This is a genomic window from Bradyrhizobium liaoningense, assembly GCF_018130785.1.
GTDB classification, from domain to species: domain Bacteria; phylum Pseudomonadota; class Alphaproteobacteria; order Rhizobiales; family Xanthobacteraceae; genus Bradyrhizobium; species Bradyrhizobium liaoningense_A.
In genome coordinates, this window is record NZ_JAFCJT010000006.1 from 91,060 (window position 1) to 106,008 (window position 14,949).

A 14,949-nucleotide genomic window follows, 5' to 3' on the forward strand; every position below is an offset into this window, starting at 1 on the left:
ACTCAGCGGCAGGCGGCCACGTCCTGCATCACCAGAAAGGTGATGCTGGCGGGCGGCAGGCGAATCCGACCCGCCGGTGCAACGCGCGGCGCGAGGCGGGGCAGATCGTCGTTGCCGGTCAAGGCGAGCGTCGTTCCGTTCAATTGCACGCTCGCGCTCTGGAGGCGGCGCGCCCGAAGCGTGTAGCGGTCGGCGCGCGCCGCCAGCGTCACGGCCTGCGATCCATCTTGCGACGTGTTGATGAGGAGCACGGACGCCGCGCCCTTGCTCGAGGGATGACAATGCGCATAGGCGTGAATCGCCCGCGTCGAAGCCATGCCTGCGTCGAGCACGGTCGTTCCCATCAGGCGATGCCAGAGCAGCGCGGCCCAGTAGTTCGGCCGTGGTCGAAACGTCTCTTCGTCGAGCAGGCCGTAGTCGCTCGCTGCGAACGTGTTGTGCATCACCACCTGCACGCCGGCTTTGGCCAGGCGGCCGAGCTGGTCGAGATAGCGAAAGCTGTCGAGAAAGGTCGCATCCCAGGGATTGCCGCCGCAGGCGGCATCCGCGGTCTCCGTCAGCCAGATCGGTTTGCCCGGCTCGAACTCGTCGCGCAAGCTGCGGTAGACCGCGAGCGCGACGTCGGTCCGCGAAAACCAGTCCTCGGATAGCGCCTGCGCCGGATCGTCGTGCACACCGCAGCGGGGCGAGAGCGTGTTGTAGTGGTGATAGGAGACGCGATCGAGCCCCGGGCCCGATGCGGCGAGCAGGTCGCGGGTGTTGATGCCGGTGGCCGGGGATGAGGCGGAGTCGCCGACGGAGCCTGGACCTGAGATCAACGTCTCGGGGGACGCGCGCTTCATCCACGTGCGAAAGGCCTTGAAGTCGCGGCCGTATGCGTTTGCGTCATATCCTGCCGGCGCGCCGTTGTTCGCTACACCCGTCGGCTCGTTCATGAATTCGGCGGCAGCGATGCGGCCGCCCAGCGATCGCGTGAAGTCGATGAGGCGCTGCGCCTGATCCGGCGTCCAGGCGCCGTCAGTGTCGCGGCTGCCGGGACTGACGGCGAAAGACGTCACGATCTCCGCATCGGCTCTGCGTGCGAAGTCGACGACGCCGCGCCATTGCGTGGGGTTGAGCACTGTGTTGAAGCCGGCAGGCGGTGCGGCGGGCGTATTGTCGGTGTCGGCGAAGAAGGTCGCGTTCGCCCACGTGCCGCTCACGCGCAAATAGGCCGGCCCGAGCGCCGCGGCGAGCTTGCGCAGGCGCATGTCGGCGAGATCGATCGGCGGCCGATAGGCGTAGCGATCGCGGCGCTTGCCTCCTTGCGCATAGGGTTTCCAGAACCGTCCGCCGGTCACCTCCACCATCTCGATGTTGTACGACTGGAAGCGTGCGTCGATGTTGCCGATCGCTCTTAGCTCTGCGGGCGCGATCGATGTGTCGGCGTGTACCGCGCTCGTCATTGCGGCGAGGAAGCCTGCCTGCAGCATTGGCCGCCGAAGCAGCCTGATAGCCGACGTGATTCGAGACGCCGTCACCTGGTCCGCGGTGCGGCCGAGGTGGATTTCCCGCCCGGCCGGCCCTTGCGCACCGCATTCCAGAAATTCTCGGCGGCCCGGGTCATGCGGGCGCGTGGCCGGAACAGGGAAACCGTGATGGCAATGGTCCAGTCCGCTCCGCCGGCGCGCATCAGGCGGCCGCTGTCGAGATCGGCCTGAACCAGGCTCTGCGCAGCCCAGGTGATGCCGCGTCCTTCGCGCGCCATGTCGACCAGCAACATCACGGGCGCGGTGAAGCTTGGAACGAGAAAGGCCGGCGGCTCCTTCACGGCCAGAAACGACGTGACGATCCGCCCGACGCCGGAACCCGGGTGATAGGCGAGATAAGGCAGCGGAGTATCGGCCGTGCCGGGCAGGGAGTAGCGCGGCTTGGCCTTGCCGCGGCGCGCGCCGCGCGACGGCTTCGTCATCGGCGCAGTGATCGGGATCAAGAGATCGCTCGAAAGCTCGAAGCGCTGGAAGCGCTCCATGTCGAGCCGGCTCACCAGCGATGGATGATGATGGGCCAGCAGGAAGTGAGCCTGTGCGTCCAGCAGCAGTTTTTCGCAGCCGGCGAAATTGGAGGCGACGAGCTGCACGGCGGAATCTGCCCGCGCGCTGTCCGAATTGCGGATCCAATCCGGAAAGAATGTCTGCGACAGCGCGTGCGTGGCCGCAAAGGTGATGGTCTCGGCCTTCAGCCGCGCTACTTCGAGCGCTTCCTCGCGCCCGACCAGCACCCTGCGCAGCACGTCCTCGGCGACTGGACGGAAACTCTCGCCGGCCGGCGTCAGCGTGATCGTATGTGTCGAGCGTTCGAACAGCGGCGTCCCCAGCCACTCCTCGAGCGACCTGATGCGGCGGCTCAGCGCCGGCTGGGTCACATGCCGGCGCTGGGCGGCGCGCGAGAACCCGCCTTCCTCGGCGATGGCAAGGAAATCCTCCAGCCAGACCAGGTCCATGATGCGGTTTTGTCCTCAAATCATACCGATACGGCATTAGCGCCTCGGGCGCTGCTGGTCCAATGTAAACGTCATCACAAAACCAGAACAAGGCGCCCCGCCGCATGGCGTGTCGATGCGTCGGAGGAAATCAATTGCAGATCGCCGCAACTCAGCTGTCTGAGCCCCTGTCGAAGCCAGTCTCCGAAGGCCGCCGCAAGCCGCTCTGGCGCGAGCAATATGTCCTCGTGGTCGCCGGCGCCGCGCTGGGCGCGCTGCTGGGTGCCCTGTTTCCGGCTTTTGCGGTGGAGCTCAAGCCGCTCGGCGATTGCTTCATTTCCCTGATCAAGATGACGATCGCGCCGCTGATCTTCCTGGTCGTGGTCACCGGCATCGCGCAGGTCGGCGACATGAAGGCTGTGGGCCGCATCGGACTCAAGGCCTTTGCCTATTTCGAGGCGGTGACGACCCTTTGTCTGCTGATCAGTCTCGTCGTGGTGCGCTGGGTGCAGCCCGGCGCGGGCGTGGCCCACGCCACCGCGCAGCAGGCCGAGACCGTCGCGCGCTATCAGCAGGCCCATGTCGGATCGCTGTCGGCCTATATCCAGCACATGTTCCCGGAGAGCTTTGTCGGCGCGTTCGCGTCCGGCGACGTGCTCCAGGTGCTCGTGCTCGCGCTTCTGTGCGGTATCGGCCTGCTGCTGCTCGGCGACAAGGCCGCGCCGCTGCGCTCCGGCATGGAGCGGGTGACCGAGCTCGTGTTCAGCGTCGTGCATGTCGTCGTCGCGCTGGCGCCGATCGGCGCCTTCGGTGCCATGGCCTTCACGGTGGCGAAGTTCGGCGCCGCCACGCTCTATGCGCTGGCGCTGCTGGTCGGCACGGCCTGGGCGATGATGGCGTTCTTCATCTTCGTCATTCTCGGCACGATCTGTCGTCTGGCCGGCATTCGCCTGATGGACCTGTTGCGTCTGTTACGCAACGAGCTGCTGGTCGTGCTCGGTACCTCGTCGTCGGAAACGGCGATCCCCGGCATGATGGAGAAGCTGCCGAAAGCGGGCGTCGGGCGCGCGGTCGCCGGCCTCGTCATTCCCTCCGGCTATTCCTTCAATCTCGACGGCGTCGCGCTGACGCTGCCGCTCTCGACCATCTTCGTCGCCCAGGTCTACGGCATCGAACTCAGTGCTGCACAGCAGCTCAGCCTGTTCGTGGTGATGCTGTTCACCAGCAAGGGCGCGGCCGGCGTCACCGGCGGTGCGTTCGCCGCGCTCGCCGCGACCGTCGTCGCGGCGGGGCTCCCGGCGGAAGGCCTCGCGCTGCTGCTCGGCATCGACCGCTTCATGTCGCTGGCGCGCGCCATCACCAACACCATCGGCAACGCGGTCGCCGCGATCGTGGTCGCCAAGTGGGACGGGGAATTCAACCGCGAGGACTGGGCTCGGTCCGCCGCTCAAATCCAACAAGCGAAGTAAGGATCCAAGGCTTCCAATATGGCTACCAACACCAATGAACTCCCCGTCATCGCGCTGACATCAGGCGATTGCACCGGCATCGGTCCCGAACAGGTCGCACGCATCCTCTCCGACGACCGGCTCGCGGATGCGGCGCGGCTCGTCGTGGTCGGCGATGCCCGCGTGCTCGAGATGGGCATGGCGCATGCCGGCGTGAAGCTGAAGGTCGAGCGGATTGCCTCGCCCAAGGCCGCTACGTGGGGCCGCGGCACGGTGCAGCTCGTCGACTTGGGCAATACCGATCCCGCGAAATTCCCGATCGGCAAGGCCAGCGCCGAATCCGGCCGGCTGACCGGCGAGACGCTGTCGCGCGCGATCGATTTCTCCAAGGCCGGCGAGGTCGATGCGATCACGTTCGCGCCGCTCAACAAGCGCGCGATGTTCGATGGTGGCTGGAAGTTTCCCGACGAGCACAAGATGTTCGCGAGCCTGCTCGGCCACAAGACCTATTTCTCCGAGATGAACGTGCTCGACGGCCAATGGATGTCGCGCGTCACCGGGCATCAGTCGCTGCGCGAGGCGCTCGACGGCATCAATCCGGAAAGCATCACCGATGCGATCGGGCTGGTCGACCGCATGATGCGGAAAGCAGGCGTGGCCAAGCCGCGCATCGCGGTCGCCGCCCTCAATCCCCATGCCGGCGAGAACGGCCTGTTCGGCCGCGACGAGATCGAGATGATCCGCCCGACGGTCGAAGCCGCTGCGAAGACCGGCATCGCCTGCACCGGGCCATATCCCGCCGACACCGTCTATATCCGCGCCTTCGCAGGTGAGTTCGACAGCGTGGTCGCGATGTATCACGATCAGGGCCAGATCGCGACCAAGCTGCGCGGCTTCAACCGCGGTGTCACCGTCACCGCGGGCCTTGAGACCGTCTTCACTACGCCATCGCATGGCACCGCGTTCGACATCGTCGGCACGGGCGTCGCCAAGACCGGTGCGCTCGAAAGCGCGGTCCGCCTTGCTGCGCAACTGGTATCGATTAAGGTCAAGGAGGCTGCCCATGCACACTGATCGCAGGACCCTGCTCCAGGCGGCGGCCGCACTGCCGCTCGCAACCGTCGGCGCCAACGCCGCCTTCGCGCAGACGCCGGCCGCAGCGCCCGTCGCCGCGCCGCCCAAGGAGGTGACGCGCGCGCTGGCGCATTATCTGGTGACCGCGAGTTATGACGACCTGCCGGCCAATGTCCGGAAAGAGGGCGTCCGCACGCTTCTGAACTGGGTCGGCGTCGCCATCGGCGGCTCGCATCACGAGACGGTCGATATCGCGGTCTCCGCGCTCGGTCCGTTCTCTGGGCCGCAGCAGGCCTCGCTGTTCGGGCGGCGCGAGCGGTTCGACATCATGAACGCGGCCTTCATCAACGGCGTGTCGAGCCATATCTTCGACTATGACGACACCCATCTGAAGACGATCATCCATCCTGCCGGTCCCGTGGCCTCGGCCATTCTCGCGCTGTCGGAAATGCAGCCGGTATCGGGCAAGGACTTCCTGAATGCGCTGGTGCTGGGCGTCGAGACCGAGTGCCGGATCGGCAACTCGGTCTACCCGAACCATTACGATGTCGGCTGGCACATCACCGGCACCGCCGGTGTGTTCGGCTCGGCCGCGGCCGTCGGCAAGCTGTTGAAGCTAAACGAGCAACAGATGACATGGGCGCTCGGCCTCGCCGCCTCGCAGCCGGTGGGCCTGCGCGAATCCTTCGGCTCGATGAACAAGAGCTTCAATCCAGGCCGTGCCGCATCAAGCGGCATTTTCGCGGCGATCCTGGCCTCGAAGAACTTCACCTCGTCCGACGCCATGATCGAGGCCAAGCGCGGCTGGGCCAACACGATCAGCACCAAGCAGGACTACAACGAGATCCTGGGCGACCTTGGCAAACGCTATGAGGCCGCGCTGAACACCTACAAGCCATTCGCCTGCGGCATCGTCATGCACCCGGCGATCGACGCCGCGATCCAGCGCCGCAACGAGAGCAAGGTGACAGCGGACCAGATCGAGCGCGTCGACCTCAAGGTCCATCCGCTGGTGCTTGAACTGACCGGCAAGAAGACGCCGAAGGCGGGCCTCGAAGGCAAGTTCAGCATCTATCACGCGGTCGCGGTCGCCATCGTCGAGGGCGCCGGCGGTGAGAAGCAGTTCAGCGACCGGGCCGTGACTGACCCGACCGTCGTCGCGCTGCGCGGCAAGGTGAACCCCGTGATCACGCCGGGCATCAAGCCCGAGCAGGTCGACCTCACCATCGTGCTCAAGGACGGCCGCAAGCTCCACCGCTACATCGAGCATGCGATCGGCAGCGTCGAAGTGCCGATGACCGACAAGCAGCTCGAAACCAAGTTCTCGGACCTTGCCGAGGGCATCATCCCAGCTGCCGCGATCCGGCGCGTGATGGACGCCTGCTGGAACGTCGAGAACCTGTCGAACGCGGCGGAGATCGCAAGGATGTCAGTCGCGACCTGATCGCGGAGGAGAACAGCATGCCGTCACGCCGTCGTTTCCTGCAATCCGCCGGCTCGATTGCTGCTCTGGCCGCCTCCGGCGGCCGTGCGGTGCTCGCAGCAGGCCCCGGCGTGACGGAGCGTCTCGCCCGCTACATGGTTGCCGCCCGCGATCAGGAACTGCCGGCGCAGGTCCTGCTCGAATGCAAGCATCGCATTCTCGACACGCTCGGTGCGATGGTGTCGGGTTCGCGCATGCGGCCGGGCGAAATGGCACTGAAATATGTGCGCACCCTCGGCGGCGATGCCCAGGCGTCCGTCGTCGGCTCCGATTTCCGGACCACGGCTGTCAACGCGGCATTGGCCAACGCCATGTGTGCGCATGCCGACGAGACCGACGATTTCGAGCCTGTCACCAAGGCGCATCCGGGTTGTTCGGTCGTGCCGGCTGCACTCGCGATTGGCGAGCGCGAGCATCGCAGCGGACAGGACGTCATTCGCGCCGTCGCTCTCGGCTACGACCTGACCTGCCGGCTGCTGTTCGCTCTGGGTCCCGACCTCGTCCGCGGTTCGCATCGAAGTGCCGAAGGGACGTCCTCGACGTTCGGCGCGCTCGGGGCCGCCGCATCGCTGGCGCGGCTCGATGAAAAGGGAATGCGTTACGCGATCTCCTATTCGTCGCAGCAGGTCTCTGGCCTGTGGAGCTGGGTGAAGGATCACGACCATATCGAAAAGGCGTTCGACTTCGCCGGCATGGGCGCACGCAACGGCGTCATGGCAGTCGACATGGTGAACGCAGGCCTGACCGGCGTCGACGACGTGCTCGACGGCACCCATAATCTCTTCATCGCGCTGTCGACCGATCCGAAGCCGGAGGAGATGGTGAAGGATCTCGGCAAGCGCTTCTATGTCACGGAGACGGCGATCAAGACCTTCTCGGTCGGCTATCCCATCCAGTCGCCGCTGGATGCGACGCTGACGCTGCGCAAGCAGCACAGCCTCACGCCAGACAACGTGCGTAGCATCCTGGTCAAGCTGCCGACCGATGCGATGGGAATCGTGGGCGAGAGCGCGATGCCTGATGTCAATTGCCAGCATCTCGTGGCCGTCGCGCTGGTCAAGGGCGCCGTGTCGTTCAACGACAGTCACGACGTCGCGCTGATGCACGATCCCAAGATCCTCGAACAGCGCGCCAAGGTGACGCTGGCCGGCGACAAGGCGCTGATGGACCCGGCCGCGCCGCGCGGTGCTGTCGTCGAGGTGACATTGACCGATGGCAGGAAGGTCGAGCACTTCACGAAGTATCCGCCGGGCACCAAGGAGAATCCGCTGAGTACGGAAGCAGTGGCGGCCAAGACGCGGGATCTGATTGCACCGGTATTGGGCAGTGACAGGGCCGAGAAGCTGATCGACCAGATCGGCAATCTCGAACGGCTTGACGACGTCGGCAAGTTGAGGCCATTGCTGACGGCGTGATAAATCAATCAACAACAAGACAAACATCGAGGAAGTGCCCATGCGCGGGGTTATGCGACGCACCTTTCTGGCCGCCTGTGCGGCCGTCCTGTTTTCCGGCGCAGCGCAAGCGCAGGATTATCCATCCCGCCCCGTCAAGATCATCGTGCCGTTCCCGGCCGGTGGGTCCAACGACATCATCGCGCGCATCGTCGCGCAGAAGCTGACCGAGCGGAACGGCCAGACCTTCCTGGTGGAAAACCGCGGCGGCGCCGGCGGCAATATCGGGGCCGAGACGGTGGCGAGCGCCGAGCCCGATGGCTACACCCTGCTGCTGACCGCGCCGCCGCCGCTGACCATCAACGGCTCGCTCTACAAGAAGCTGCCGTTCGATCCGGCCAAGGCGTTTGCCCCGATCGCGCTGATCGCCTCGGTCCCGATCGTGCTGGTCGTCAATCCGTCGGTGCAGGCGAAGAACGTGGGCGAGCTGATCGCGCTGGCCAAGGCGAAGCCCGGCTCACTCAATTTCGGCTCGTCCGGCATCGGCTCGACGAATCATCTCGCCGGCGAGCTGCTCAAGAGCATGGCCGGCGTGGATATCGTCCACGTGCCCTATCGCGGCGCGGCGCCGGCGATGAACGATCTGCTTGCAGGCCAGATCCCCTTCATGTTCGACAACATGCCGGCGGTGCTGCCGCAGGTGCAGGGCAAGGCCATCAATGCGATAGCGGTCGCGGGCGCCAAGCGTGCGCAAGGACTGCCCGACGTGCCGACGGTGGCGGAAACCATTCCCGGCTTCGAGGCTTCGTCCTGGTTCGGACTGGTGGCGCCGGCCAAGACGCCTGCGCCAGCGCTCGCCAAGCTGAGCGGCGAGCTCAAGACCATTTTGACGATGCCTGACGTCAAGAAGCGGCTCGCTGAACTCGGGGCCGAGCCCGGCACGGTTTTCGGCGATGCATTCGGGAAATTCATGACGGACGAAACTGCAAAATGGGGCAAGCTCGTCAAAGCCTCCGGCGCCACGGTCGATTAGCGAGTTAGGGTAGCGTCATGGATCTGAATCTGGGCGGTAAGGTCGCCGTCGTCACCGGCGGCAGCATCGGCATCGGCCGTGCGATCGCCGCGGAGCTTTCGCGCGAACAGGCGCACGTTGTCATCGTGGCGCGAGACGCCGAGCGGCTCGCCGCGTCGGCGCAGGACATCTCGCGGGATACGGGCCGGCGCGTGATCGCCTGTGCCGGCGACATGACCAAGCCCGACGACATCGCGCGCGCGATGGACGCCGCGCGCGAGGCTTTTGGACGCGTCGACATCCTCGTCAACAATGCAGGGGCCTCGCCAATGGGCCGGATCGCCGAGACGCCGGATGCGATTTGGGCGAAGTCGATCGAGCTGAAGCTGCTGGGCTACATGCGCTGCGCGCGTAACGTCCTGCCGGAAATGCGCGACCGCCGCTGGGGCCGTGTCATCAACATCATCGGCCGCAGCGGCCACCAGCCGCGCGCGGCCTATATGGCGGGCGGCGCGGTCAACGCGGCGCTGCTCAACTTTACGCTGGCGCTCGCCGAGGAATGCGCGCCTCACAATGTGCTGGTCACCGGCGTCAATCCCGGACCGGTGCAGACCGACCGCTGGGACAGCCTCATCTCTCAAGGTGCGGCGATCGCGGGTCAGGACCAGGGCGCGACCAATGCCGCTGCGATCGCCTCGGTGCCGCTCGGCCGCGTCGGGCAGCCGGATGAGGTGTCCGGCATCGTCGCGTTCCTCTGTTCAGACCGCGCGTCCTTCATTACTGGTACCTGCATCAATGTCGATGGCGGTGGAACGAGGTGTATCTGATGGCTAGCGAACTGCGGAAGATCGGTGTCAGCGAGGATTGCGAGCTTGCGGTTCGCATCGACGACTATCTGCTGCCATGGGACACCAAGCCGCCGGTCGTGATGCTGCACGGGCTTGCCGAGAGCGGCGAGGCGTTCCGGCGCTGGGTGCCGTATTTCGCCACGCATCACCTCGTGGTGCGGCCCGATTTGCGCGGTTACGGCGATTCGACGCCGATGCAGGGCGACTATGTCTATCGCTTTGCCGGTCTTGGTGACGACATCATCCGGATGCTGGACGCGCTGAAACTCGACCGCGTCTTCCTGGTTGGCGGCAAGATCGGCGGTACGCTGGCGATGCATCTGACGGCAAAGCATCCGGATCGTGTGATCGCGGTCGCCGCGGTCGGCGCGCCGGCTTCGCTGACCTCGTTCAACGAGCGTGCGCCGACCTGGCGCAAGCAGATCCGCGAGCAGGGCGTCGAGCCCTGGGTGCGCGAGACCACGGCCGGCCGGCTCGGCTCGTCGCTGCCGCCGGCGGCGCTCGACTGGTGGATCAAGCTGATGTCGAAGACCAAGGCCTCGACACTGGAAGCATTTCTCCAGATGGTGCCGACGGTGGATGTGACCGGAGAGCTTCCGTCGATCAAGCGCCCGGCGCTGGTGATCACCACGACCGGCTCGGGGCTCGGCAGCGTCGATTCCGTCAAGGCGTGGCAGGAGACGATTCCGGGCTCGAAGCTCGAGGTGCTGCCCGGCGATTCCTACCACGTCGCTGCCACCGACCCCGACGTCTGCGCGCGAAAAGTTCGCGAGTTCTTCGATCGCGTCGCGACTTAAGACGTACAAGGCGGGCCATTGGCCCGCCCTCCGTTTGGCTCTATGACTGGCGTTCAGAAAAGCAACGACGAAATCAGGGAGTGAAAGCCATGACAAAAACCACGCGACGCAGCGTGCTTACGGCCGCAGCCGCCATGACTGCGGCGGGCCTCACGGAGGCGACGCCAGCCGCAGCGCAGGCTGCGCCCAAGCCGATCTTCCCGGTGCCGATGGTTGCGATCCCGATCGTCGGCGAGACGAGTGTGTTCCAGGTTCGCCGCATCTACTGCATCGGTCGCAATTATGCCGCGCACGCCATCGAGCGCGGCTCGGACCCGAACCGCGAGCCGCCGTTCTTCTTCCAGAAGCCGACGGACGCGATCCAGAACGTCGCGATCGGCCAGGTTGCCGACCATCCCTATCCGTCGCTGACCAAGAACTACCATCACGAGGTCGAGCTGGTAGCGGCGCTGAAATCCGGCGGGACCAATATCCCGGCCGACAAGGCGCTCGACCATGTCTATGGCTATGCGCTCGGCCTCGATATGACCCGGCGCGATCTCCAGAACGGCATGGCCGCGGAGAAGAAGCCCTGGGAGATCGGCAAGAGTTTTGACCACGCCGCGGTGATCGGTCCGATCCACCCGGCCAGCAAGACCGGCCACTTCGACAAGGGCGCCATTTCGCTGGCGATCAACGGCACCGTCAAGCAGAGCTCGGATCTCAGCAAGATGATCTGGAGCGTTGCCGAGCAGATCGCAAAGCTGTCGGAGGCGTTCGAGCTGAAGGCCGGCGACATCATCTATTCCGGCACGCCGGAGAATGTCGGCCCGGTGGTGAAGGGCGACGTGCTGCTGTGCAAGCTCGAGGGCCTGCCTGATATGTCGATCAAGATCGTGTAGTTCTTTACCTCTCCCCGCTTGCGGGGAGAGGTCCCATCGCATCGTCGAAACTTGGAGGCGCAAGATGCTGCGGCATGGCTTGATCGCTGCGTTGGGCTTGGTCTTCGTCATGACCGGCGTTCCCGGCGTGAAAGCCGAGGGGCCGAGCGACGTCGCGCCGACTGGAACGCTGCGTGTGGCGGTGGCCGTCGGTCCCGCCGCGTCGGCGTTCTGGACGACGCGTGATCCTTCCACCGGAAAGCCGCGCGGCGTCACGGTCGAGCTCGCCAGGGCCGCCGCTGACAAGCTGCACGTTCCGCTCGAGCTCGTCGAATATCAGAGCTCCGACGAGATCGCCGCCGCCAGCAGCAAGGACGTCTGGGATCTCTCCTTCATGCCGGCGGACGTCAAGCGCGAACAGTTCGTGGACCAGGGCCCCGCTTACGTCGCCTATATAAGCGGCTATCTCGTGCGGGCCGGTTCGGACATTCGGATGGTTGCGGATGTCGATCGCGCCGGTATGCGGGTTGGCTGCATCGAAGGGACATCGACGTCACGTACGGTCGAGAAGTCGATCAAGCAGGCGAAGCTGACCAAGTTCGTGAAGCCGGAAGAGGCGGCCGAATTGATCGGCAAGGGGCAGCTCGATGCTCTGGCGATGGGCATGGGAGCTCTGGAAGACCTGTCGCGAAAACTGCCCGGAACGAAAGTGCTGGATGAAGTCATTCAATCGACCGGCGTGGTCGTGGTCGTTCCCAAGGGCAAGGCCGCGGCGAAGACCTGGGCCGCGCATTTCCTCGACGAGGCCAAGGCGGACGGCACGGTGCGTCGCGCGCTCGACGGTAACGGATTTACCAGCGACAAGATCGCGCCGTAGTTGCGCCGAACTGCGTCCGCTGGAACCGCGACTGGCGGCGGGGTCTTTGAATTGCCGGAGTTCCATCGGCCATTGCCCCGTGTTGGGCAACGAACAAACCTCGTGCGGCCATATTTGAGTAAGAGTGATCTCCCCGAGAGGGAGGCGCTCCGATGAAGAAAGTCTTGATCACTGCGGTCGTGCTGCTGGCTGGCGTGCCTGCGAGCGCCGTTGCGCAGGAGCGCGCTGGTGCTGCGGCGATAGGCGCCGTGTCTGGGGCCGTCGTGCTCGGTCCGGTCGGTGCGGTCGCGGGTGCAGTGATTGGCTATACCGCCGGTCCTTCAATCGCGAGGTCATGGGGCGTGAGAGGTTCGCGCTCGGCAAGACATCGGCAGCCGCCGCGTCGCGAGGCGTATCGTGCAGCCGCGACCGGCGCTCCGCCGCGTGCACGTGAGGCGATGAATGCCAACGGCCAGGTGGGAGCCGCCAGCAATCCGAATCCGCCGGTTCAAGCCGCGCCCGCGGTGCAGCCTGTTCAAGCTGCTCCTGCGGTGCCGGCGCAGGCTTCGACGCCGCCCATACAGGGATTCGAATGAGGCTTCGGCTTCAGGCCGCGGTCGTCTTCGGCCGCAGCCGGTCGACCGTCCGTGCGATCAGCGCGGCCACCTCAGGCACCTTCGGACCAATACGAAACTCCGGCCCCGCGACGACGACGGAGAGACGGCGATCGCCGATCGGCAGCGGGATCGCGGCGCCGGCGAGGTCGCGGCTGTAATCGGCAAAGCTCTGGCAATAGCCGCGCGCGATCGAATTGCGCAGCTCGATCTCGACTGCCTCGATGCTGATCGGGGTCGACGGGCCGTATTGCTTGAATTCGATCTTGCGATAGACGGAGTCGCGCTCCTCCTGCGAATATTGCAGCAGCAGCGCGCGGCCGCTGGCGGTCGCGTGAATCGGCACGCGGTGGCCGATGGTCGCGAAATAGCGGATCGCGGCCTGGGACTCGACGACATCGATGAACACCGCCATGACGCCCGCCGGCGCCACGATGGATGCGGTCTCGCCGGTCTCGGCCGAGAGATCGGCGATCAGAGTATGTGTCCATGGCGGCAGCGGCTCGACCTCGGAGATCATCCGTGCCATCGCGAGCCACCGCGGCGTCGGATAGAAGCCGGCGCGCGGGCGCGGCTCATAGAGGTAACCCTTCTCCGAGAGCGTCGCGAGCAGATTGAAGGTCGACGAGCGCGGCCAGCCGAAATGGTCGGCGATCTCCGCAAGCGTCGCCGGCTTCCTCGTTTGCGCGAAGAATTCCATGATCTCCAGGACGTTTGCGGCTTGGCGAACGATCATGGTGAGGCTTGCGTCCTGATCTAGGGCTGGCCGAGAATCTTCTTCGCGGCGCGAAGATGCGGCTTGTCGATCATCTGGCCGTCGAGCCGCAGCGTGCCGGAGTTCGGATTGCTCGCGAACGCCGCGATCACCTTCTCCGCCCAGGTCCGTTCGGCCTCGGTCGGCTCGAATGCCGCATTGACGACATCGACATGTTTTGGATGGATCAGCGCCTTCGCCGAAAAGCCGTCGCGCCGCGCGGCGCGCGTTTCCTGCTCGAGGCCCGCCAGATTGTCGATGTCGGTGTAGACGGTGTCGATCGGTGCGACCTCGGCTGCGGCCGCCGCCATCAGGCAGAGATCGCGCGCCAGGCGGTACGGGCTGTGGAACACGCCACCCGATGCTTTTTCGGTGGCGCCGAGCGAGGCCGAGAGATCCTCTGCGCCCCACATCAGACCGGCGAGGCGAGGGGAGCAGCCCTTGTAGCTGCCGAGGCCGAAGATCGAGCTTGCGGTCTCGGTCGCGACGCAGACGATGCGCGTCGCGCCGACAGTGATGCCGGCCGCGGCTTCCAGGGCTTCGAGCCAGGTTGCAACCTGGCGCACGTCATCGCCGCCTTGCGATTTCGGCAGCACGATGCCGTCTGGCTTGCCCGGCATCACCGCGGCGAGATCGGCGAGCGTCAGGCCGGTGTCGAGCGCGTTGACGCGAATATAGAGCTGGTGGGGGCCGCGAGCGCCCTTCAGCATCGCAAGCGTCAGCCCGCGCGCTTCCGGCTTCTTCTCGGTGACGACGGAATCCTCGAGATCGATGATCAGCGCGTCGGCGTTGCCTTCGCTCGCCTTCTCGAATTTGCGCGGGGAATCGCCCGGCACGAACAGCATCGAACGCATCAGACCGGCCTCTTGTGCATCATCGCCATGCGGCGGCATTTGCCGACGATCTCGTCGTTCTGATTCAAGGCGTGGTGCTCGAACTCGACGATGCCCGCTCTCGGGCGCGATTTGGATTCCCTCAACGAAAGCACCTTCGTCGTTGCCCGCAACGTGTCGCCATGGAAGACCGGTTTTGGAAACGTGACGTCGGTCATGCCGAGATTGGCAACGGTGGTCCCCATGGTCGTATCATAGACCGTCATGCCGATCATGATGCCGAGGGTGTAAAGGCTGTTGAAAATGCGCTGGCCGAACTCGGTCTTTTCGGAGAAATGCGCGTCGATGTGCAGCGGCTGCGGGTTGAGTGTCAGCAGGCTGAACATGGTGTTGTCCATCTCCGTGACCGTCCGGGTCAGCGGGTGCCTGAACTCCTGGCCCACGGAAAAGTCTTCGAAATAAAGTCCGGCCATCGCGGTTTCCTCCCTGTATCGCTGCGATTCTGGCCCGCGCTG

The 14,949-nt window shown here is 65.4% G+C and carries 14 protein-coding genes and 1 pseudogene; 10 read left to right on the forward strand and 5 right to left on the reverse strand.

What is annotated here, in order from left to right; translation table 11 throughout:
• Positions 1–2 precede the first annotated feature (2 nt).
• On the reverse strand, positions 3–1,472 hold the full coding sequence (locus tag JQ627_RS16375) for a hypothetical protein (RefSeq protein ID WP_212485197.1): 1,470 nt from the start codon (positions 1,470–1,472) through the stop codon (positions 3–5).
• Positions 1,473–1,516: 44 nt separating this feature from the next.
• Positions 1,517–2,482 carry a LysR family transcriptional regulator gene (locus JQ627_RS16380; protein WP_212485198.1) on the reverse strand — a complete coding sequence of 322 codons (966 nt, stop codon included), beginning with the start codon at positions 2,480–2,482 and terminating at the stop codon, positions 1,517–1,519.
• A gap of 134 nt (positions 2,483–2,616) precedes the next feature.
• Here JQ627_RS16380 and JQ627_RS16385 point away from each other — a divergent pair, with 134 nt between their 5' ends.
• The 10 genes from JQ627_RS16385 (at position 2,617) to JQ627_RS16430 (ending at position 12,829) form a co-directional block, all read left to right on the forward strand.
• The gene (locus JQ627_RS16385) at positions 2,617–3,930 is read left to right on the forward strand and encodes a cation:dicarboxylate symporter family transporter (RefSeq protein ID WP_249143129.1); all 1,314 of its coding nucleotides are present in this window, start codon (positions 2,617–2,619) and stop codon (positions 3,928–3,930) included.
• A gap of 18 nt (positions 3,931–3,948) precedes the next feature.
• Entirely contained in the window at positions 3,949–4,983 is a 1,035-nt protein-coding gene (locus JQ627_RS16390; protein WP_212485200.1) for a PdxA family protein, read from the forward strand.
• A complete protein-coding gene (locus JQ627_RS16395; protein ID WP_212485201.1) occupies positions 4,973–6,427 on the forward strand; it encodes an MmgE/PrpD family protein in 1,455 nt (484 codons plus the stop codon). Before JQ627_RS16390 ends, JQ627_RS16395 begins: the two co-directional genes overlap by 11 nt.
• Before the next feature lie 17 nt (positions 6,428–6,444).
• Positions 6,445–7,881, forward strand: a complete 1,437-nt coding sequence (locus JQ627_RS16400; protein ID WP_212485202.1) for an MmgE/PrpD family protein — start codon at positions 6,445–6,447, stop codon at positions 7,879–7,881.
• 40 nt (positions 7,882–7,921) lie between these two features.
• Positions 7,922–8,893 (forward strand): tripartite tricarboxylate transporter substrate binding protein, encoded by a 972-nt coding sequence (locus JQ627_RS16405; protein WP_212485203.1) that lies wholly within the window; start codon positions 7,922–7,924, stop codon positions 8,891–8,893.
• 17 nt (positions 8,894–8,910) lie between these two features.
• Positions 8,911–9,699 carry an SDR family oxidoreductase gene (locus JQ627_RS16410; RefSeq protein ID WP_212485204.1) on the forward strand — a complete coding sequence of 263 codons (789 nt, stop codon included), beginning with the start codon at positions 8,911–8,913 and terminating at the stop codon, positions 9,697–9,699.
• Positions 9,699–10,517 carry an alpha/beta fold hydrolase gene (locus JQ627_RS16415; protein WP_212485205.1) on the forward strand — a complete coding sequence of 273 codons (819 nt, stop codon included), beginning with the start codon at positions 9,699–9,701 and terminating at the stop codon, positions 10,515–10,517. The genes JQ627_RS16410 and JQ627_RS16415 overlap by 1 nt, the downstream gene beginning before the upstream one ends.
• 89 nt (positions 10,518–10,606) lie before the next feature.
• Positions 10,607–11,398: a fumarylacetoacetate hydrolase family protein gene (locus JQ627_RS16420; protein WP_212485206.1), complete on the forward strand. Its 792-nt coding sequence runs from the start codon at positions 10,607–10,609 to the stop codon at positions 11,396–11,398.
• A 64-nt stretch (positions 11,399–11,462) separates the two neighbouring features.
• Positions 11,463–12,254: a transporter substrate-binding domain-containing protein gene (locus tag JQ627_RS16425; protein ID WP_212485207.1), complete on the forward strand. Its 792-nt coding sequence runs from the start codon at positions 11,463–11,465 to the stop codon at positions 12,252–12,254.
• 152 nt (positions 12,255–12,406) lie between these two features.
• Positions 12,407–12,829, forward strand: a complete 423-nt coding sequence (locus tag JQ627_RS16430; protein ID WP_212485208.1) for a hypothetical protein — start codon at positions 12,407–12,409, stop codon at positions 12,827–12,829.
• A 10-nt stretch (positions 12,830–12,839) separates the two neighbouring features.
• On the opposite strand, the gene JQ627_RS16435 is transcribed toward JQ627_RS16430, so the two are convergent.
• The 3 genes and pseudogenes from JQ627_RS16435 to JQ627_RS16445 form a co-directional block, all read right to left on the reverse strand.
• On the reverse strand, positions 12,840–13,583 hold the full coding sequence (locus tag JQ627_RS16435; RefSeq protein WP_166344051.1) for an IclR family transcriptional regulator: 744 nt from the start codon (positions 13,581–13,583) through the stop codon (positions 12,840–12,842).
• 20 nt (positions 13,584–13,603) lie between these two features.
• The gene (locus tag JQ627_RS16440; RefSeq protein ID WP_212485209.1) at positions 13,604–14,455 is read right to left on the reverse strand and encodes a CoA ester lyase; all 852 of its coding nucleotides are present in this window, start codon (positions 14,453–14,455) and stop codon (positions 13,604–13,606) included.
• Positions 14,455–14,922 (reverse strand): annotated as a pseudogene (locus JQ627_RS16445) (MaoC family dehydratase); the annotation flags it as partial. The gene JQ627_RS16440 and the pseudogene JQ627_RS16445, both read right to left, overlap by 1 nt.
• Positions 14,923–14,949: the final 27 nt, after the last annotated feature.

Excerpts from the sequence above, each read along its gene's own strand:
- JQ627_RS16375 (WP_212485197.1), bottom strand. The coding sequence starts at position 1,472 with ATGCTGCAGGCAGGCTTCCTCGCCGCAATGACGAGCGCGGTACACGCC.
- JQ627_RS16380 (WP_212485198.1), bottom strand. The coding sequence starts at position 2,482 with ATGGACCTGGTCTGGCTGGAGGATTTCCTTGCCATCGCCGAGGAAGGC.
- JQ627_RS16390 (WP_212485200.1), top strand. The coding sequence starts at position 3,949 with ATGGCTACCAACACCAATGAACTCCCCGTCATCGCGCTGACATCAGGC.
- JQ627_RS16395 (WP_212485201.1), top strand. The coding sequence starts at position 4,973 with ATGCACACTGATCGCAGGACCCTGCTCCAGGCGGCGGCCGCACTGCCG.
- JQ627_RS16400 (WP_212485202.1), top strand. The coding sequence starts at position 6,445 with ATGCCGTCACGCCGTCGTTTCCTGCAATCCGCCGGCTCGATTGCTGCT.
- JQ627_RS16405 (WP_212485203.1), top strand. The coding sequence starts at position 7,922 with ATGCGCGGGGTTATGCGACGCACCTTTCTGGCCGCCTGTGCGGCCGTC.
- JQ627_RS16410 (WP_212485204.1), top strand. The coding sequence starts at position 8,911 with ATGGATCTGAATCTGGGCGGTAAGGTCGCCGTCGTCACCGGCGGCAGC.
- JQ627_RS16415 (WP_212485205.1), top strand. The coding sequence starts at position 9,699 with ATGGCTAGCGAACTGCGGAAGATCGGTGTCAGCGAGGATTGCGAGCTT.
- JQ627_RS16420 (WP_212485206.1), top strand. The coding sequence starts at position 10,607 with ATGACAAAAACCACGCGACGCAGCGTGCTTACGGCCGCAGCCGCCATG.
- JQ627_RS16425 (WP_212485207.1), top strand. The coding sequence starts at position 11,463 with ATGCTGCGGCATGGCTTGATCGCTGCGTTGGGCTTGGTCTTCGTCATG.
- JQ627_RS16430 (WP_212485208.1), top strand. The coding sequence starts at position 12,407 with ATGAAGAAAGTCTTGATCACTGCGGTCGTGCTGCTGGCTGGCGTGCCT.
- JQ627_RS16435 (WP_166344051.1), bottom strand. The coding sequence starts at position 13,583 with ATGATCGTTCGCCAAGCCGCAAACGTCCTGGAGATCATGGAATTCTTC.
- JQ627_RS16440 (WP_212485209.1), bottom strand. The coding sequence starts at position 14,455 with ATGCGTTCGATGCTGTTCGTGCCGGGCGATTCCCCGCGCAAATTCGAG.